General features: G+C 64.8%; 16 protein-coding genes and 4 pseudogenes. 5 read left to right on the top strand and 15 right to left on the bottom strand.

The window, feature by feature from the left end; translation table 11 throughout:
• From EN943_RS24185 to EN943_RS24170, 4 genes and pseudogenes are all read right to left on the bottom strand, one after another.
• Positions 1-488 (bottom strand): annotated as a pseudogene (locus tag EN943_RS24185) (energy transducer TonB); the annotation flags it as partial.
• Positions 485-952 carry a TonB system transport protein ExbD gene (exbD, locus tag EN943_RS24180; protein WP_127414922.1) on the bottom strand — a complete coding sequence of 156 codons (468 nt, stop codon included), beginning with the start codon at positions 950-952 and terminating at the stop codon, positions 485-487. The gene exbD and the pseudogene EN943_RS24185, both read right to left, overlap by 4 nt.
• Before the next feature lie 4 nt (positions 953-956).
• The gene (exbB, locus tag EN943_RS24175) at positions 957-1,928 is read right to left on the bottom strand and encodes a tonB-system energizer ExbB (protein WP_127414921.1); all 972 of its coding nucleotides are present in this window, start codon (positions 1,926-1,928) and stop codon (positions 957-959) included.
• 65 nt (positions 1,929-1,993) lie between these two features.
• Positions 1,994-2,785, bottom strand: a complete 792-nt coding sequence (locus tag EN943_RS24170; RefSeq protein WP_164778345.1) for an ATP-binding cassette domain-containing protein — start codon at positions 2,783-2,785, stop codon at positions 1,994-1,996.
• 106 nt (positions 2,786-2,891) lie between these two features.
• Here EN943_RS24170 and EN943_RS38990 point away from each other — a divergent pair.
• The 3 genes and pseudogenes from EN943_RS38990 to EN943_RS24155 form a co-directional block, all read left to right on the top strand.
• Positions 2,892-3,449: pseudogene (locus EN943_RS38990) on the top strand (TonB-dependent receptor plug domain-containing protein); the annotation flags it as partial.
• Positions 3,450-3,504: 55 nt separating this feature from the next.
• Positions 3,505-3,708: pseudogene (locus tag EN943_RS38855) on the top strand (multidrug ABC transporter ATP-binding protein); the annotation flags it as partial.
• 42 nt (positions 3,709-3,750) lie between these two features.
• Positions 3,751-4,437, top strand: a complete 687-nt coding sequence (locus tag EN943_RS24155; RefSeq protein ID WP_127414919.1) for an isochorismatase family cysteine hydrolase — start codon at positions 3,751-3,753, stop codon at positions 4,435-4,437.
• A gap of 6 nt (positions 4,438-4,443) precedes the next feature.
• Here the strand turns inward: EN943_RS24155 and EN943_RS24150 are convergent, their stop codons facing one another.
• Positions 4,444-5,385 carry an LLM class flavin-dependent oxidoreductase gene (locus EN943_RS24150; RefSeq protein WP_127414918.1) on the bottom strand — a complete coding sequence of 314 codons (942 nt, stop codon included), beginning with the start codon at positions 5,383-5,385 and terminating at the stop codon, positions 4,444-4,446.
• A gap of 111 nt (positions 5,386-5,496) precedes the next feature.
• On the bottom strand, positions 5,497-5,652 hold the full coding sequence (locus EN943_RS24145; protein ID WP_081738744.1) for a hypothetical protein: 156 nt from the start codon (positions 5,650-5,652) through the stop codon (positions 5,497-5,499).
• 290 nt (positions 5,653-5,942) lie between these two features.
• Between EN943_RS24145 and EN943_RS24140 the strand changes: the two genes are divergently transcribed.
• The gene (locus EN943_RS24140) at positions 5,943-6,710 is read left to right on the top strand and encodes an SDR family oxidoreductase (RefSeq protein ID WP_127414917.1); all 768 of its coding nucleotides are present in this window, start codon (positions 5,943-5,945) and stop codon (positions 6,708-6,710) included.
• 210 nt (positions 6,711-6,920) lie between these two features.
• On the opposite strand, the gene EN943_RS24135 is transcribed toward EN943_RS24140, so the two are convergent.
• From EN943_RS24135 to EN943_RS24105, 7 genes are all read right to left on the bottom strand, one after another.
• Complete coding sequence (locus EN943_RS24135; protein ID WP_127414916.1) at positions 6,921-7,865, bottom strand: ABC transporter permease; 945 nt, start codon at positions 7,863-7,865, stop codon at positions 6,921-6,923.
• Positions 7,862-8,917: an ABC transporter permease gene (locus EN943_RS24130; protein WP_127414915.1), complete on the bottom strand. Its 1,056-nt coding sequence runs from the start codon at positions 8,915-8,917 to the stop codon at positions 7,862-7,864. The genes EN943_RS24135 and EN943_RS24130 overlap by 4 nt, the downstream gene beginning before the upstream one ends.
• Positions 8,917-10,428, bottom strand: a complete 1,512-nt coding sequence (locus EN943_RS24125; RefSeq protein ID WP_127414914.1) for an ABC transporter ATP-binding protein — start codon at positions 10,426-10,428, stop codon at positions 8,917-8,919. The genes EN943_RS24130 and EN943_RS24125 overlap by 1 nt, the downstream gene beginning before the upstream one ends.
• 168 nt (positions 10,429-10,596) lie before the next feature.
• Positions 10,597-11,628, bottom strand: a complete 1,032-nt coding sequence (locus EN943_RS24120; RefSeq protein WP_127414913.1) for a BMP family protein — start codon at positions 11,626-11,628, stop codon at positions 10,597-10,599.
• A gap of 147 nt (positions 11,629-11,775) precedes the next feature.
• On the bottom strand, positions 11,776-12,981 hold the full coding sequence (pcaF, locus tag EN943_RS24115) for a 3-oxoadipyl-CoA thiolase (RefSeq protein WP_127414923.1): 1,206 nt from the start codon (positions 12,979-12,981) through the stop codon (positions 11,776-11,778).
• A gap of 1 nt (position 12,982) precedes the next feature.
• Complete coding sequence (locus EN943_RS24110; protein WP_127414912.1) at positions 12,983-13,783, bottom strand: CoA-transferase subunit beta; 801 nt, start codon at positions 13,781-13,783, stop codon at positions 12,983-12,985.
• A complete protein-coding gene (locus EN943_RS24105) occupies positions 13,780-14,637 on the bottom strand; it encodes a CoA transferase subunit A (RefSeq protein ID WP_127414911.1) in 858 nt (285 codons plus the stop codon). Before EN943_RS24105 ends, EN943_RS24110 begins: the two co-directional genes overlap by 4 nt.
• Positions 14,638-14,758: 121 nt before the next feature.
• Between EN943_RS24105 and EN943_RS24100 the strand changes: the two genes are divergently transcribed.
• Positions 14,759-15,529 carry an IclR family transcriptional regulator C-terminal domain-containing protein gene (locus tag EN943_RS24100; protein WP_127414910.1) on the top strand — a complete coding sequence of 257 codons (771 nt, stop codon included), beginning with the start codon at positions 14,759-14,761 and terminating at the stop codon, positions 15,527-15,529.
• 203 nt (positions 15,530-15,732) lie between these two features.
• On the opposite strand, the gene EN943_RS24095 is transcribed toward EN943_RS24100, so the two are convergent.
• Positions 15,733-17,034, bottom strand: coding sequence for an FAD-binding oxidoreductase (locus EN943_RS24095; RefSeq protein ID WP_127414909.1), 1,302 nt, complete (start codon positions 17,032-17,034; stop codon positions 15,733-15,735).
• 2 nt (positions 17,035-17,036) lie between these two features.
• Positions 17,037-17,412 (bottom strand): annotated as a pseudogene (locus EN943_RS24090) (glutamine synthetase); the annotation flags it as partial.

Raw genomic sequence — 17,412 nt, 5'->3', positions numbered from 1 at the left:
GGTTTCGGCTGCGGCAAGGGAATGACGACGTCTGGCGTGACAGCCTCGACAACATCCGGGATGATCTCATCCGGCGGCGGCTGATCGACCTGTTTGGCCGTTTCGGCCTGGGTGGGTTCGGCCTGGGTGGGTTCGGTCTCGTCGGGCACGACCGCTTCCGGCGGCTCGACAACCGGCTCCGCCTTTTCGGCCGGTTCTTCAGGTGTCGGCTCGGTCGTCGGTGCCGGTTCGGTCTGGTCTGGCGTCACCGCGTCCAGCGCGGCGACCTGTTCTTCCATGGCCGGCATCACCACCATCGGCGCCATCTCGATCACCTGGGCCGGAGGCGGGCCGCCATCCGCTTCGGTGACCATGGTGAGATTCTGCACTGCATAGGCGACCGCAACATGGGCTCCAAGGACCAGCGCGGCAGCACCGGCCCACAAGCCAAGGTCGCGCCAACCGAAGCGCGACAACTGGACCGAGGGCACAGCGACCGCTTGCGTCATGGCGCCGCCGCACCAGTGGCTGCGGGGGCCGGGGCATTGGACGTGGGAGCCGCCTCCAGGCCGACCAGCGCGACCTTCAGATAGCCGGCGCCGCGCAACAGGTTCATCGCCTCCATCAAGTCGCCATAGGCGACCGCCTTGTCGGCGCGCAGGAAGATGCGCGTCTGCTTGTCGCCCTTGGTCTTGGCGTCCAGCGTCGCGGCGAAAGCCGGGCGCGGCACGCCGTCATTGCCGATCGCCAGCGTCAGATCGTCCTTCAGCGTCAGGAACAGCGGTGTCTCGGGCCTCGGCGCGGGCGTTGCGGTCGAGCCCGGCAGGTCGACATTGACATCCACCGTGGCCAGCGGTGCCGCGACCATGAAGATGATCAAGAGCACCAGGATGACATCGATGAACGGAGTGACGTTGATCTCGTGGCTTTCCTCGAGATCGTCATCCATGGTCTGTCGAATTCTGCTTCCCATGGCGCTACTCCGCCGCCAGTGGCGTTGCCGGCGCGACGGTGCGGAAGTCCAGGTCGCGGCTGACCAGCCGTTCCACCCCGGCCGAGGCATCGGCGAGGATCTGCCGATAGCCGGCTATCGAGCGTGCAAAGGCGTTGTAGATAACGACAGCCGGTATGGCCGCGACCAGGCCCATCGCGGTGGCCAGCAGCGCTTCGGCGATGCCCGGCGCGACCACGGCGAGATTGGTGGTCTGCGCCTGCGAGATGCCGATGAAGGCATTCATGATGCCCCAGACGGTGCCGAACAGGCCGACGAAGGGCGCGGTCGAGCCGATCGTCGCCAGGACGCCGGTGCCGCGCGACATGCGCCGCGCCGCCGCCGCCTCGATGCGCGACAGGCGCGACGTGACCCGTTCCTTGAGGCCATCGCCGGAGACATGATCGAGCGCGCCGGCTGAGAGTGCGGTCTCCTCCTCGGCCGCCCGCACCAGCAGCGCGCCCGGGCCGCCGCTGCGGTCGAGAGTACGGCTGGCCTGCTTCAGCGTGGCGGCCTCGCCGATCGCCCGCACGGCGCGACGGATGCGCAGCTTGCCACTGAGAAGCTCCAGCGACTTGGCCAACCATATCGTCCAGGTGACGAGGGAGGCAAAGGCCAGCCCGATCATCACCGCCTTGACGACGATATCGGCCGCCATGAACATGCCCCATGGCGACAGGTCATGCGGCAAGGTCAGCTCCATCGCCGTCGAAGGTCCGGCCTCGGCCGGCGCGGCCGTGTTCGGCTGGGTGCCTGGCTGCGAAGGCGCCATTATGGCCGGCGGAGCGCCTGCCGGTGCGGCGGGTGCCGGCGCAATCGGCGCTGGGGCTGCGGGAGCAGCCGGGGTGGGGGCTTCGATTGCTGGTGCGGCACCGGCGGGTTGTTCCTGGGCCATCACGCTGCCGGCCGACAGGATGACGGATGCGACCAATGCCGCCAACAAACCAGTTCTCGACAACAGCTTCTTCCTTGTTCTCACAGCGGCCTGCCGCCTTCTATTTCCCGCCGCCGCATCAGATCTCGTCACTGCACATAGCCGACAGGCTGGCCGGTGACGGGATGCGCGAACACACCCATCTCCACGCCGAAAATGCCTTTCAGCACATCGCTGCGCATGATTTCGCCGGGCGTGCCGCGCGTCAGCAGCTTGCCGTCCTTGAGCGCGATCAGCTCGTCGCAGTAGCGCGCAGCCATGTTGGGATCGTGCAGCACGACGACAACGCATAGGTCGCGTTTGCGGCTGAGCTCCTTGACCAGCCCGAGCACCTCGACCTGATGGGCGATGTCGAGTGCCGAGATCGGCTCGTCGAGCAGCATGACGCCGGCGTTCTGCGCCACCAGCATGGCAAGCCAGGCGCGCTGGCGCTCGCCGCCCGACAATTCGTCCACCAGCCGGTCCGCGAAATCTTCCATGTCGGTCAGGGCCAGCGCCTCGTCGACATGCTGCCTGTCCTCGGCGCGGAAACGGCCAAGCGCGCCATGCCAGGGATAGCGCCCCAACGTCGCCAGTTCGCGCACGGTCAGGCCGGTCGCCGCCGGTGTCGTCTGCGGCAGATAGGCAAGCGCGCGGGCAAATTCGCGGGCGCCCCATTGCGGCAGCGGACGCCTGGCGAAGGTGATGGCACCTGAGCTCGCCGGCTGCTGGCGCGCCATGAGCTTGATGAGCGTCGACTTGCCCGAACCATTGTGGCCGATTAGCCCATAGACGCGCGAGCGCTGCAGTTCGAGCGAGACCGGACCGAGCAGCGTCCGCTCGCCGACGGCAAAGCGCACCGCGTCGATATGGAAGGCAGTCTGGGCATCAATTCCAGCCATGCTCATGGCTTTTCTCCAGTGCGGCCGCCCGCATTTCCAGATCCCGGCTTTCGACGGGTCATGCCCGGTTGACTATGAAACATGACCTTACTAGTCAACATTGAAGATGACTGCAACGATCAACAAATCGTCGCGACCGGCAATATCGGCAGGGAATCTGGAAACAGGGGCGCACAGGATGATTTCGGGACATGGACTGATTTGGCAGGACCGGATAGCGCGGAAGCGCCTGCTGATCGCAACGGTGTCGCTGCCGGCCCTGCTTGGCTGCGGCCGTGCCCTGGCCCAGGAGACGGTCACCACTACCCTCGATCCGATAAACGTCCAGGAGCGTGTCGAAGGCGCCTTCGGGCTGGTCAAGGGCTACGTAGCCACCAGGGGCTCCACCGGCACCAAGACCGACACGCCGCTGATCGAGACGCCGCAGTCGATATCGGTCATCACCCGAGACCAGATGGAAGCGCAGGCCGTCGACAGCCTGAACAGCGCGTTGCGCTACACACCCGGCGCCACCGGCAATCTCTACGGCACCGACAATCGCGGCCTCGGCCTGCAGTTGCGCGGCATTTCAAACGCCAACGGCGTCTTCTACAAGGACGGTCTGCAGCTCAAGGAGAGCAATTTCACCCTGTTCACCGCGCTCGATTCCTACGGGGCGGAGCGTTACGAAGTGCTGCGCGGACCGGCGTCGGTGCTCTACGGCCAGGCAAGCCCCGGCGGTATCATCAACTATGGCCGAACTTGCCGAGGACCGCACCACGCTGGTCATCGCACACCGGCTGGCAACGATCCGCGGCGCCGACCGCATCGTCGTCGTCTCGGAGTCGGGCGTCGTCGAGCAGGGTTCGCACAGCGAACTGCTCCGTGCCGGCGGTATCTATCGGCGCCTGCACGACGCCCAGCATCTGGTGTCGTCGCGTTGATACAAAGCCGCTATGGTGTCAGCCGAAAACCGGGAGCCAGAGATGATCAAGGCAACGCCCTTCGACTTTCCCTATGACGGCAGGCTGGTGGCCGAAAACACCGCGCTTGTTGTCATCGACCTGCAGCAGGATTTCCTGTCGACGACGGGCTACTTCGCCAGGCAGGGCTATGATCCCTCGCCGCTCAGGGCGATCCTGCCGACGGTGAGCCGGCTGATCGCGGCCGCGCGCAAGGCCGGCGTCAGGGTCATCCACACGAGGCAGGGCTATCGGGCCGACATGGCCGATATGACGCCTTACGAAAAATGGCGCCGCAAGCGTGCCGGTCTCGACGGCACCGATATCCTGCTGCGCTCGGGCAAGGGGTTCCAGATCGTTCCGGAGATCGACGTGGCACCGCACGACATCATCGTCGACAAGACCTGCAACAGTGCCTTCACCCACACGGATTTCGAACACGTGCTGCGCGCGCAAGGCATCACGCATCTGATGTTTTCCGGATGCACGACGGATGTCTGCGTGCACACCACGCTGCGCGAAGCCTGCGACCGCAACTTTCAATGCCTGACGATTTCCGATGCTTGCGCCAGCGGCGACAAACAAGCCCACGAGGCCGCGCTTCATATGGTGACGGTCGAAGATGGCGTCTTCGGCGCGCTGGCGGATTCGGGCGCTGTCATTGAAGGCCTGTCGCGGCTTGGCGACAGGCCTGAGGCAACAAAAGGCTGAAGGACTTCACCCCGTTGCGCGCGTCTCCAATCCTGCACGAGACGCATATGCCCCAGGCTGGAATGCCTCGTGTTCGCGACGCGCCAGCGAATTGCGCAGCAGGGCGATCGTTTCCCGGCCGAGCGTTGCGATCTCGCGGGGCGTGTCGACGCCGACAATCATGAATTCATCGATCCCGAGGGCTGCATAGGCAAGCAGTGACAGGGCGGCCTGGGCTGGCGGCCCGGCAACATCGACCGCCTTGTGGCCGGAGGCGGAAGCACCTTGGTGAATCCCGACCGGAAGCGCGAAGCGCAGCTTGCCCGCCCGGCCATGTTCGGCGGCGGAGCGGCGCACCCGCTCCATCAATTGCCGGATCTCGTCGATCGAGCCCGGCGCCAATTCAAAGACATCGGCATGCCGGCCGGCAACTTTGAGTGCCGTTCCGGACTGCCCGCCCATGCGGATGACCAGGTCGGCGCCGTGCGGTCCCTTGCGCGGCACATAGCCGCCCTTGATGCTGTAGAACGTTCCTTCGTGGTCGAAGGGCCGGTCGTTCGACCACAGCCGCTTCAGCAGCACCAGATATTCGTCTATGCGCTGCCAGATGACGGTGTGCCCGACCGGCCGTGTTTCGGCGTCGGCATCGCTCAACGGCTCGCTGATCATTCTCAGCGCCAGGCGCCCGCCGCTTTTCCTGTCGATCGACGCCAGTTGGCGGGCCGCCACGGTCGGTTCGACCACGCCCGCCCAATGGGTGAGCACGACTTCCAGCGACGAGGTGCGATCGAGCACCTGGGCCGCAAGATCCATGTTGGTCAGCAGTCCGGCCGAATCGTCGACGACGATCTTGCGGAAACCGCCATCCTCGATCAGCCCGAGCTTGGTCGCGGTCTCGGCAAAGTCGTAGAAAAAGGGAACCGCGGCATCGGCGGTTTTACCGGGAATATGCGTGAACTCGATCGGCATTGCCATGTCCTCCGTGGTGTCGGGCGCGCGAAAGCACGCCGAGGATTCGGTTCATTCAACTCCGATTGCCTGTAAGCGGTGGGGGCAGCTAACCCCGGTCGATCTGACGACTCAGGGAATAAGACCCAGAACAACGGCCCCGGTGAACACGAACGCAAGGGCAAAGACGAGATAGGCGAAAGCCCCGGCATAGGCCGGGCGAAAGGCCTGGGCATTGGCCGCCCGCTGACCGCTACGATCCGTCTGGGCGTTCTGGATATAGGACATATCGACCTCCGTCTCGGCGGTTAATCTATAAAACTTGTAGACTTTGTCGATTGCTATTTTTTGGCCAAAGATAGAATAATTTTCTCCTATGGCGCTGGAAGTTGGTAGGCACTTGCTTAGAGCGCGCGCTCTGACGGCCGATCCCTATGGCGCGTCCGTTTTCGCTTCCGCGTCTGAATGGACCTATGATCTTGCCCTCGTTGCACGCAATTCGTGGATTGGCCGCCCGGCCCGGGCGCGGTAGCATCGCCCAACCAGCAAAGCGAAATCGTCACATAGGGGGCAGAAAAATGGGCACAAGACTGGCCGGCAAGGTCGCCATCATTTCGGGGGGCGCGACGGGAATGGGTGGAGCGGCCTCGGAGCTGTTCGCCGCCGAAGGCGCCAAGGTGGCGATCATCGACCGCAACGGCGAGGCGGCCGCGGCAACCGCAGCGACAATCAGGGCACGCGGCCATGTCGCCGAGCATTTTGTCGCCGACGTCTCCGACGAAGCCCAGGTCGAAGCGGCGGTGAAGGGTGCTGTCGAAAAACTCGGCTTGGTCACCGTACTGTTCAACCACGCCGGCACCATCGTGATAAAGCCCTTCCTGGAGACCACGGTCCAGGAATGGGACTGGCTGCATGCCGTCAATGTGCGCTCGATGTTCCTGATGACGCGCGCTGTGCTGCCCGGCATGATTGCGGCGGGCGGCGGCTCGATCGTCTGCACCTCGTCGATCTCGGCGGTGGCGGCGACTCCCAACGAAGTGCTCTACGACACCACCAAGGGCGCCTGCCACATGTTCGCGCGCGCCATCGCCGTCGAGTTCCGCGACCGCAACATCCGCTGCAACGCGGTCTGCCCCGGCTTCATCCGCACGCCGCACGGCCTGCGCGAGGTCGCCGACCTCGGCAGGCTCGGCGTCGACGTCTCGGATGCAGCATTGGCCGCGCAGCAGGGCCGCATCGGCGAGCCGGAAGAGGTGGCCAGGGCGGCTCTCTACCTGGCCAGCGACGAGTCGAGCTTCGTCAACGGCACGCATCTGTTCGTCGATAATGGTTTCACGGCGATGTGACGCAGCTTGGCGCCCCTCTACCCCGTCGATCGGGGGAGAGGTGTCGAGCGCAGCTCACGGAGTGGGGGTCGACCCTTGGCGCGGTACAGGAAGGTTCTTGCGCCTTTCAATATCTGTTGGCGGCGGTTGCCAGGTGGTTCCCCCACTCCGTCGCTGCTTCGCAGCGCCACCTCTCCCCCCTCCGGAGGGAGAGGAAAAACCCTTGCTCGTCTACCGCTCTTCCCTTCGAAACGGCTTGAGCAGCGCCGACGGTGCCACCGCGTTGCGCGACATCACCGCCATGGCGACGATGGTGAAGATAAACGGCAGCATCAGGAACGCCTCGTAAGGGATATGCCCGAGCCCGCTCGCCTGCATGCGCAGTTGCAAGGCATCGACGAAGGCGAACAGCAGTGCCGCACCCGCCGAGCGCCATGGATCCCAGCGGCCGAACACGACCAGCGCGATCGCCACCCAGCCGCGCCCGGAGACGACGCCGAAGGTGAAGGCGTTGAACTGCGCCATAGACAGGAAGGCACCGGCCAGCCCCATCAGCGCGCCGCCGAGGACAACCGCCTGGAAGCGTGTGGCGATGACACTGACACCGGCCGAATCCGCGGCACGCGGATTTTCACCGACCATGCGCACCGACAGGCCCCATGGCGTGCGGTAGAGTATGAAAGCGGCCAACGGAATGGCCAGGATCGCCATGTAGACCAGCGCGAACTGATTGAACACCGCCGGCCCGAGCACCGGAATGTCGGAGAGGAGGGGGATCGGCAGCGTCTGAAAACCCTTGATGTTGGGCGGCACAGACTGCTGGCCGAAGATCAGCCGGTAGAGGAAATAGGCAAGGCCCGACGAGAACAGCGTCACGCCGATACCGCAGACATGCTGGCTAAGGCCGAGCACCACCGTAAACAACGCATGCAGCGCGCCCATCAGCATGCCGGTGAGCACCGCTGCCAGCACGCCGAGCCACAGGCTGCCGCTGAGGCTGGCAGCGGTGAAGCCTGTCATCGCCGACAACAGCATGATGCCTTCGATGCCGAGATTGAGCACGCCGGCCCGTTCCGAGAACATCTCGCCCAGCGTTGCAAAAGCCAGCGGCGTGGCGATGCGGATGATCGCGGCCAGGAAGCCGACCTGAAAGATCTGCTCGAACACCGCGCTCATCGGGCAACCCCGACGCGGCGGATGCGATAGGCGGTGAACAGCAGCGCCACCAGCATGGCGAGCAGTGCGGTGCCCTGGATGACGTCGCTGAGGAAGGCCGGCACGCCGGTCGCCCGCGACATCGCCTCGGCGCCGGTCATCACGGCGGCCAGGAAGATCGCCGCCGGCACCACGCCAAGCGGATTGAGCCGGGCCAGCATGGCAACGACGATGCCTGAATAGCCGTAGCCCGGCGAGATATCGCTCATCACTTGGAAATGCACACCGCCGACCTCGCCGACGCCGGCCAACCCGGCCAGCGCGCCGGACAGCAGCGCCGTCGAGATCAGCACCCGCCCGACATGGATGCCGCCGTAGCGCGCGGCTTCCGGGTTTTCGCCGGTGACCCTTATCCTGAAGCCGAGCGTTGTGCGCACGATCAGGAACCAGATCAGCGGTGCCGCCAGCAGCGCCACGATAACGCCGAGATGCAGCCGCGTGCCTTCGAGCAACACCGGAAAATTAGCCGAATCCTCGATCGGCGGCGAGATCGGATAGCCGCTGAAGGAGTCCTTCCACGGTCCTTCGATCAGCGCCATCAGCGCGTAGTAGATGACCGAGTTGAGCAGCAGCGAACTGACGACATCGTCGACCTTGAATTTTACTCTGAGCGTCGCCGGCACCAGCGCGACCGTGGCCCCGGCCGCAGCGCCTGCGGCCGCCATCAACACCATGGCGAGCGGTCCCGGCATTGGAATGGCGCCGACAAAGCAGCTGGCCACCGCGCCGGCAAGCAATTGCCCTTCGGCGCCGATGTTCCAGAATTTTGCCCGGAAGGCGACCGCGACTGCCAGTCCGGTGAAGATCATCGGTGTTGCACGCACCATCGTTTCGGTGATCGCATAGCTGTCGCCCAGCGAGGCCGTGAACATCACGCCGTAGGCTTCGAGCACGCCGGCGCCGGCCAGCGCGATCAGGCCGCTGCACAGCACAAGCGTGGCGCCGATCGCCAGCAGCGGCAAAGCGAGGTTGAACCAGGCCGGCGTAGAGGTGCGGACTTCCAGGCGAAACATCAGCTATGCCCCTCCGCCCCGGTCATCATCAGGCCGAGCCGTGCAATCGTCGCATCGGCGCTGTCCAGCGTGCCGACGACGCGGCCCTCATACATCACCGCGATGCGGTCGCAGAGCACCAGCAGCTCTTCGAGATCCTCGCCAATGACGACAATGCCGCAGCCCTTGGTCCGCATGTCGAGGAATTTTTCGTGGATGAAGCGCGCGGCGCCGATATCGAGCCCGCGGGTCGGCTGCGAAACGATCAGAACCTTCGGGTCGAAGGCGAGTTCGCGCGCCAGCAGCGCCTTCTGCAGATTGCCGCCGGACAGCGCTCCCGCGCGGGTCATCGGCCCGGGGCACCTGATATCATAGGCCTTGATCTGCGCCTCCGCGAAGGCGCGGATCGCATCCGGCTTCAGCAGGCCCCTGCTGCTGAACGCTGCGGTGCCGATGCGCGGCAGCACCATCGAGTCGGCCAGCGGCAGGTTGGTGACCAGCCCCGTCGTCATGCGGTCTTCCGGGATGCGGCCAAGTCCGAGCGCCTGCACCTCGCGCGGCGAAAACCGAGTGACCTTGCTGCCGGCAATCGTCATCCGGCCGGCATCCGGCACAAATGTCCCGGAGATCACCTCCGCCAGCGCCCGCTGGCCATTGCCCGACACCCCGGCAATGCCGAGGATTTCGCCGGCACGGACGGCAAGCGATACGTCACGCAGCGGCGTGCCGGAATGTCGTGAGGTGGAAATACCGTCGAGGGTCAGCACAGCAGCGCCTGGCGCCGATGGTCCCCGCGCCGGCGGCATGATCTCGTGGCCGCACATCAGTTGCGCCATTGCGGACGACGTCGTGTTGGCGGGATCATCGACCCGGCCGGCGACGCGGCCATGCCGCAGCACCGTGCAACGATGCGTCAGCGCCCGCACTTCGTTGAGCTTGTGCGAGATGAAGATGATGCCGAGACCTTGCGCCGCCATCGACCGCAACGCCGAAAACAGCCCATCGACCTCGCTCGGCGCCAGCACGGCCGTCGGCTCGTCGAGGATCAAGAGCCTCGCGCCACGAAACAGCGCCTTGACAATTTCGAGCCGCTGCTGCTCACCGACCGACAGCGCCGAGACCGGCAGGGCCGGGTCAAGCGTCAGTCCATGCTGGCGGCCGATCTCGGCCAGCCGCGCCAGCCCGCCGGCGCGGTCGATCCGCCCTGTCTTGCCGGGAATGCCTATGAGCAGGTTCTCCAGCACTGTCAGCCTTGGTGCCAGATGAAAATGCTGGTGCACCATGCCGATGCCGGCGGCCAGCGCATCGGCGGAACTTGCGATCCGCACCGGCTTGCCCTGGATGAGAATCTCGCCGGCGTCGGGCGCATAGGCACCGAACAGCACATTCATCAGCGTCGTCTTGCCGGCGCCGTTCTCGCCCAGCAGCCCCAAGATTTCGCCGGGCGCGACGCTGAGATCAACGGCCTCGTTCGCCTTGACGGCGCCGAAGCTCTTGGTGATGCCGCGCATTTCGATGAGGGGGGCGGGCAAGGGTGCTCCTGCGGAGGCTCTTCACCCTCCCCCCTGTGGGGAGGGTCGGCTTACGATCGCAGCGAAGCGAAGATCGTGAGACGGGGTGGGGGTGCTGCGCCGAGCCTAGACCCCCACCCCGCTCCGCTTCGCGGATCGACCCTCCCCACAAGGGGGAGGGTGAAGAAATCAATCCGAAACCGGCGTGTTCTCGTCCACATCCACCCGGAAATTGCCTTCGAGAATCTCGGCCTTCTTCTTCTCGACAAGCTCCTTCACGTCAGCCGGCAGCGTCTTGTCGAACTTGTGGTAGGGCGCCAGATGCGAGCCGCCCTTGGCCATGCGCGAGAAGTCGCCATAGTCCTGCGCGGTGAAGACGCCGGCCTTGACCAGTTTGATCGCCTGTTCGACCGTCGGATACATGTCCCAGACCGGGCCGGTGATGACCGTATCCGGGCCGAGGCTCGACTGGTCGGACATGTTGGAGATGGCAAGGATCTTCTTATCGACCGCCGCTTCGATGACACCGAAACGCTCAGCATAGATGACATCGACACCGGCGTCGATCTGCGCGACGGCGGCTTCCTTGGCCTTGGGCGGATCGAAGAAGGAACCGATGAAGGCGACCTTCTTCTTGATGTTGGGATTGACCTCCTTGGCGCCGGCGAAGAAGGCGTTGACCAGCCGGTTGACTTCCGGAATGCCCATCGCGGCGACGGCGCCGATCGTGCCCGACTTCGACATCTTGCCGGCGATCATGCCGGAGAGATAGGCCGGCTCGTGGATCCAGTTGTCGAAAACGCCGAAGTTCGGTTCCGCCGGTCCGGCGCCGGAGCCGAACAGGAAGGCGGTCTTCGGGAACTGCTTGGCGGTGCGGCGCGATTCACGCTCGGCGGCGAAGGCATCGCCCAGCACCAGCTGGTAGCCGCCTTGCGCATATTCGCGCATGACACGGCTGAAATCGGCGGTCTGCACCTTTTCAGACCATTTGTACTCGATGCCAAGTTCCTTCTCGGCCTTCTGCAAGGCGACATGGATCTGGTTGTCCCACGGCTCCTCGATCGGCGTAGCGAAGATCGCCGCCACCTTCAGCTTCTTGTCCTTGCCGAAGGCAGCGCCCGGCAGCATCGCCGCAGCCAGGCCAAACGCGCCCAGCTCCAGCACATTGCGTCGCGAAAGCCCTTCGCGCGCGGATTGAAATCTGTTCTTCCGGTTTTCCATTGCATTCCCCTCTGTTCGACAGCCGTGTCGAGCCGGCTGTTCTAAAAATCAGACGAGGAACTATGGAACGGGTCCGGACTTTTGTCCACGTGGTCAAATTTGACCGCACCGGATTCTCGAAGTTAGCCGGCCAAGAAGGTTTGCCGATCAGACCCGTTCCAGCGCGATCGCGATGCCCTGGCCGACGCCGATGCACATGGTTGCCAGCGCATACCGGCCGCCACGCTCGCGAAGCTCCAGCGCCACCGTGCCGGATATGCGGGCGCCCGACATGCCCAGGGGATGGCCGAGCGCGATGGCGCCGCCATTCGGGTTGACGTGTTCCGCATCCTCGGCAATGCCGAGCTGGCGCAGCACAGCGATGCCTTGCGAGGCAAAGGCTTCGTTGAGCTCGATGACATCGAACTGTCTTGGCGTCAGCCCGAGCCGCGCGCAGAGTTTTTGCGTCGCCGGCACCGGGCCGATGCCCATGATGCGTGGCGCCACGCCGGCGGCAGCACCGCCGAGGATGCGGGCGATCGGGGTCAGGCCATATTTCTTCACGGCGGCATCCGAGGCAACGATCAGCGCAGCAGCCCCATCATTGACGCCGGAGGCATTGCCGGCCGTCACCGTGCCTCCCTGGCGGAACGGCGTCGGCAGCCTGGCCAACGCCTCGACCGTAGAGCCCCCGCGCGGATGCTCATCCTTCGAGACGACCACCGGATCGCCCTTGCGCTGCGGGATCGTCACCTCTGTGATTTCCTTCGCCAGCCGGCCATTGGCTTGCGCCGCCACCGCCTTGTCCTGGCTGCGCACGGCAAAAGCATCCTGGTCCGCGCGGGAGATGGCGAACTCTTCCGCGACATTCTCACCGGTCTCCGGCATCGAATCGACGCCATACTGCTTCTTCATCAAGGGGTTGACGAAGCGCCAGCCGATGGTGGTGTCGTAAATCTCGGCATTGCGCGAGAACGCCGTGTCGGCCTTGGGCATGACGAAGGGCGCCCGGCTCATCGATTCGACGCCGCCCGCGACCATCAGCTCCGCCTCGCCGGCCTTGATGGCCCTGGCTGCGATGGTCAGCGCATCCATGCCGGAGCCGCACAGACGATTGACCGTCGAGCCTGGAATCTCCTTCGGCAAGCCTGCCAGCAGCAGCGCCATGCGCGCCACGTTGCGGTTGTCCTCGCCGGCCTGGTTGGCGCAGCCATAGACGACATCGTCGATCGCCTGCCAGTTGACACCGGGATTGCGCTCGGCCAACGCCCTCAGCGGTATCGCGCCGAGATCGTCTGATCGCACCGAAGACAGCGAACCGCCGAAGCGGCCGATCGGCGTGCGGATGTAGTCGCAGATATAGGCCTCGGCCATGTCATGCAGCCTTTGCTTTTCCGGTTCCCTCATGCGCCGCCTTGGTGCGGGCCTGCAGGTCGCGCAATGTCTTCAATTCGAGTTCGCTTGGCGCCGGTGTTTCGTCAAGCGCCTCCGCGAACTTTACCACCCAGCCACAGCTCTCCTGCACCTGCTGGCGCGTGACGCCCGGGTGCAGCGACACGACGGTGAATTCCTTGCTCACCGGGTCCGGCTTCCAGATGGCAAGATCGGTGATCAGCAAGGTCGGGCCTGCCGTGTCGATACCAAGCCGTTTGCGATGATCGCCACCCTCGCCATGGCCGAAGGAGGTGAAGAAGTCGATCTTCTCGACCATGCCGCGCTTGGTCTGCGCCATGGTGATGTGGATCTCCTTCGACGACGTCGCAATCTCCGGCGCACCGCCGCCGCCGGGCAGCCGGGTCTTGGGGTGAAAATAGTCGCCGATGACCGTGGTGTTGATGTTGCCGAACCTGTCGAGTTGCGCCGCCCCGAGGAAGCCGATCGAGATGCGGCCGCCCTGCAGCCAGTAGCGGAACATCTCAGGCACCGCGACTGTGGTGACCGCCGTTTCGCACAATTCGCCGTCGCCGATCGACAGCGGCAGCACGTCAGGCGCGGTGCCGATCGTGCCGCTCTCATAGATCAAGGTGATGTCAGGTGCATGCGTCAGCCGCGCCACATTGCAGGCAGCGGACGGGGCGCCGATGCCGACGAAGCAGACATCGTCATTGCGCAGCGCGCGACTGGCGGCGATCGTCATCATCTCATTGGGGGTGAAGCCTAAAGAATTGCCGCTCATGCCGCTTTCCTCAAATGCTCTACACGGGCCTCGAAATCGCCGGCACTCTTCTCCATGACATTGGCCTGCATCCACGCCTGGAATTTCTCGCGGTCGGCGGCGATCTCGTCCCATTCCAGATAGGCGGCATTGTCGCGCGCATAGTAGCCATGCGCGTAGGACGGATGCGAGCCGCCCGGCACCACCGATATCGCCGCGATCGTCCAGCGCGGCAGCACGGTCAGATTGGGGTGCAGATCGTCGAAATTGTCGACCACTTCCTCGACCGTCACCACCGCGCGCTTGGCCGCCAGCACGGCTTCCTTCTGGATGCCGATGATGCCTTCGACCAGCACATTGCCTTTCCTGTCGGCCTTCTGCGCATGGATGAAGGTGACGTCAGGCCGGATCGAGGGGACAGCCGCCAGCACCTCGCCGGTGAACGGACAGGTCACCGACTTGATGTTCGGATTGACCGTCGCGAGGCCTGCGCCGCGATAGCCGCGAAACACCGCGCAAGGCAGACCGGCCGCGCCCGCCTCATAGGCATTGGCCATGCCGGCATGGCTGTGCTCCTCGATTTCGAGCGGGCGCGGAAAACCGTTCTCGATCGCATCACGGGCGCGCCGCAGCAGGCCGACGCCGGGATTGCCGACATAGGAGAAGACAATCTTCTTCGCCATGCCCATGCCGATCATCTGGTCGTAGATCAGGTCCGGCGTCATGCGGATCAGGGTCAGGTCGTGAAACCCCTGACGGATCGCCTCATGCGCCGCCGCCGTCGGGATCAGATGGGTGAAGCCCTCGAAGGCAACGCTGTCACCATCGTTCAAATTCTCCGCAACGGCCTGTTTGAGCGGCAGGAACTTGACCATCGCATCGGCTCCGGGTTTGCAGAAAGTTCGTATTGCGAACATATGTTTTGTATGCGATACTTTCTACGTTGAGCGAGGGTGAGGAGTCAATCCTGACGCCGATGCCGTTCCGCGAGTTGAGATGGACGAAGAAGCCGCTTCCCGTGATCATGTCGGCTCGCTCGAGCGCGGCCTTGCCGTCATGGAGATCCTGGCCCGCCACCCCTCGGGTATGACGCTGACCGAAATGGCCGAGGAAGCCGGCCTGACGCGCGCCGGCGCACGCCGCTTCCTGCTGACGCTCACCGCCACCGGCTATGCAACGCAAGCCGGCCGCGTGTTCTCGCTGTCGCCGCGCCTGCTGACGGTTGCCCGCACATGGCTCGGCGGCGCCTCGCTGTGGGCCTTCGCCGCGCCCATCATGCAGGCTGTGGCGGCGCAGTTGAACGAGGCCTGCTCGGCGGCGATCCTGTCGGGTGCCGATGTCGTCTATGTCGCCCGCATTCCCGGCCGTCGCATCCTCAGCGTATCGCTCGATGTCGGCACCAGGCTGCCCGCCTATTGCACCTCGATGGGGCGCATCCTGCTTGCTGGTCTGACGCCCCAGGAATTGGACGCATTCCTCGGCCAGGCGACGATCGAGAGACGGACGCCGAAGACCATCACCGATAGCAGACTGTTGGCCGGCGCCATCGACAAGGCGAAAGCGGACGGCTTTGCCATCGTCGATGAGGAACTGGAGCTCGGCCTGCGCTCGATCGCCGTGCCGATCCGCGACCGGGCAGAGCGCACGGTCGCGGCCATTAACGTATCGACGCAATCGGCGCGGTTTTCGGTCGCGGAGATGGAGCGGGAGATCCTGCCGGTGCTGCTGGAGGCCAGGCAGCGCATCGAGGATTTTTTTGTGGTTTAGCAGTCGCACATGAGCAAGTGCCCCCTCACCCGGATTGCCAACCGAATTGCAAAGGGCAATTCGGGACAATCCGACCTCTCCCCGAGGGGAGAGGAGATCGCCAGCGTTGATGGCAGCCTCTTCTCCCCTCGGGGAGAAGGTGGCCGCGAAGCGGCCGGATGAGGGGGCATCTCATACGCGATGGCCCAACTGACGAACGCTCTTCAATGCTTGATGCGATCCCGCATCGCGTACCACAGCATGCCCAGCACATAGAGCGGGCCGCGCAGCGCCGTGCCGCCGGGGAACGGCATCGGCGTCAGCGTCGAGAACAAATCGAGCCGTGAGGCATCGCCGGTGATTGCTTCAGCCAGCAGCTTGCCGGACAGCGTCGACAGGATGACGCCCTTGCCGGAATAGCCATGCGCGAAATACACCTCGCCATAGTGCCCGACATGCGGCAGCCTGGATGTCGTCACCGACACCAGCCCACCCCAGGCGTGATCGATGCGGCAGCCCTTGAGCTGCGGAAAGGTGGCTTCCATGTGCGGCCGCACGAAGCCGGCGATATCGGCCGGCGGTGACGGCGTGTAGCGCTCGCCGCCGCCGAACAGCAGGCGGCCGTCCGCCGACATGCGGTAGTAGTTGACGACGAAGCGCGTATCCGACACCGCGACATTGGCCGGGATGACATTGCGCTTGCCCTCCAGCGGCTCGGTGGCGACGATGTAGTTGCCGACCGGCATGATGCGGCTGTTGACGCGCGGCTCCAGCCCATTGAGCAGAGCGTCACCCGCCAGCACGACATGTTTGGCGCGCACCGATCCCTTTGCCGTCGAGACCCGAATCGAAGGCTCGCGCTCCAGCCGCACGGCCACCGAATTCTCATGGATGGTGACGCCCGCAGCAACCGCGGCGCGGGCAAGGCCGAGCGTGTAGTTCAGCGGATGCATGTGGCCGCCGAGCGGCTCGTACATCGCGCCATGGTATGATGTGTCGACCTTGGCTCGAGCTTCAGCAGCCGACAGGATTTCCGCATGGGGGAACTTCATCACCGTGGCCAGGCACTCGGCCTCTTCCTCGAGATCCCTAAGGTCGGAGCCGTTGACCGCACCGACCAGATGGCCGGTCAGCCTGAGATCGCAATCGATGGCGTGGCGCTCGATGATGTCGAGCACCAGCCCGCGTGCTTCGAAGGCAAGATCGAACAGCGCCTTCGCTCGCTCGGGCCCGTAGAGTTTGACCAGACCCTTGGCACCCTTGCGCAGGCCGGGGATCATCTGGCCGCCATTGCGCCCCGAAGCGCCCCAGCCGATCTTGCCGCCTTCGAGCAGCACCACCTTCAGGCCGCGCTCGGCGGCGTGAAGGGCGGCCGACAGGCCGGTGCAGCCGCCGCCGACGACCACCAGATCAGCTTCAACATCGCCGACCAGCGCCGGATGGTCCGGCGCCGGATTGACCGTGGCGACATAATAGGATTTGGCGATATCGAGGCCCGAATTGAAACCCGTTGAACTGGAAGCCATGATCACACCTTCAGCAGAAGGTGGTCGCGTTCCCAGCTCGTCACCACCCCCTGGAACAGGTCGAGTTCGACGCTCTTGACGCGCAGATAAGTCTGGAAGAAATCCTCGCCCAGCAGTTCACGCACCGGGCCGCAAGCCTCGAAACGGTCGAGCGCCTCCTCCATGGTTTTCGGCAGCGTGCTCTTGATCTTGTAGGCATTGCCCGACGCTTCGGGCGAGCGCGCCAGTTTCTGTTCGACGCCGAGATAGCCGGCGAGAAGCGAACCGGCGATTGCCAGATAAGGATTGGAATCCGCCCCCGGCAGCCGGTTCTCCACCCGTCGCGCGGCACGGCCGCCGGCCGGCACACGCAGGCCGCAGGAACGGTTGTCATGCGAC

The organism is Mesorhizobium sp. M7A.F.Ca.US.006.01.1.1 (assembly GCF_003997935.1).
In the GTDB taxonomy this organism is placed as follows: Bacteria; Pseudomonadota; Alphaproteobacteria; order Rhizobiales; family Rhizobiaceae; genus Mesorhizobium.
This window is presented reverse-complemented; position numbering and strand designations above follow the sequence as displayed.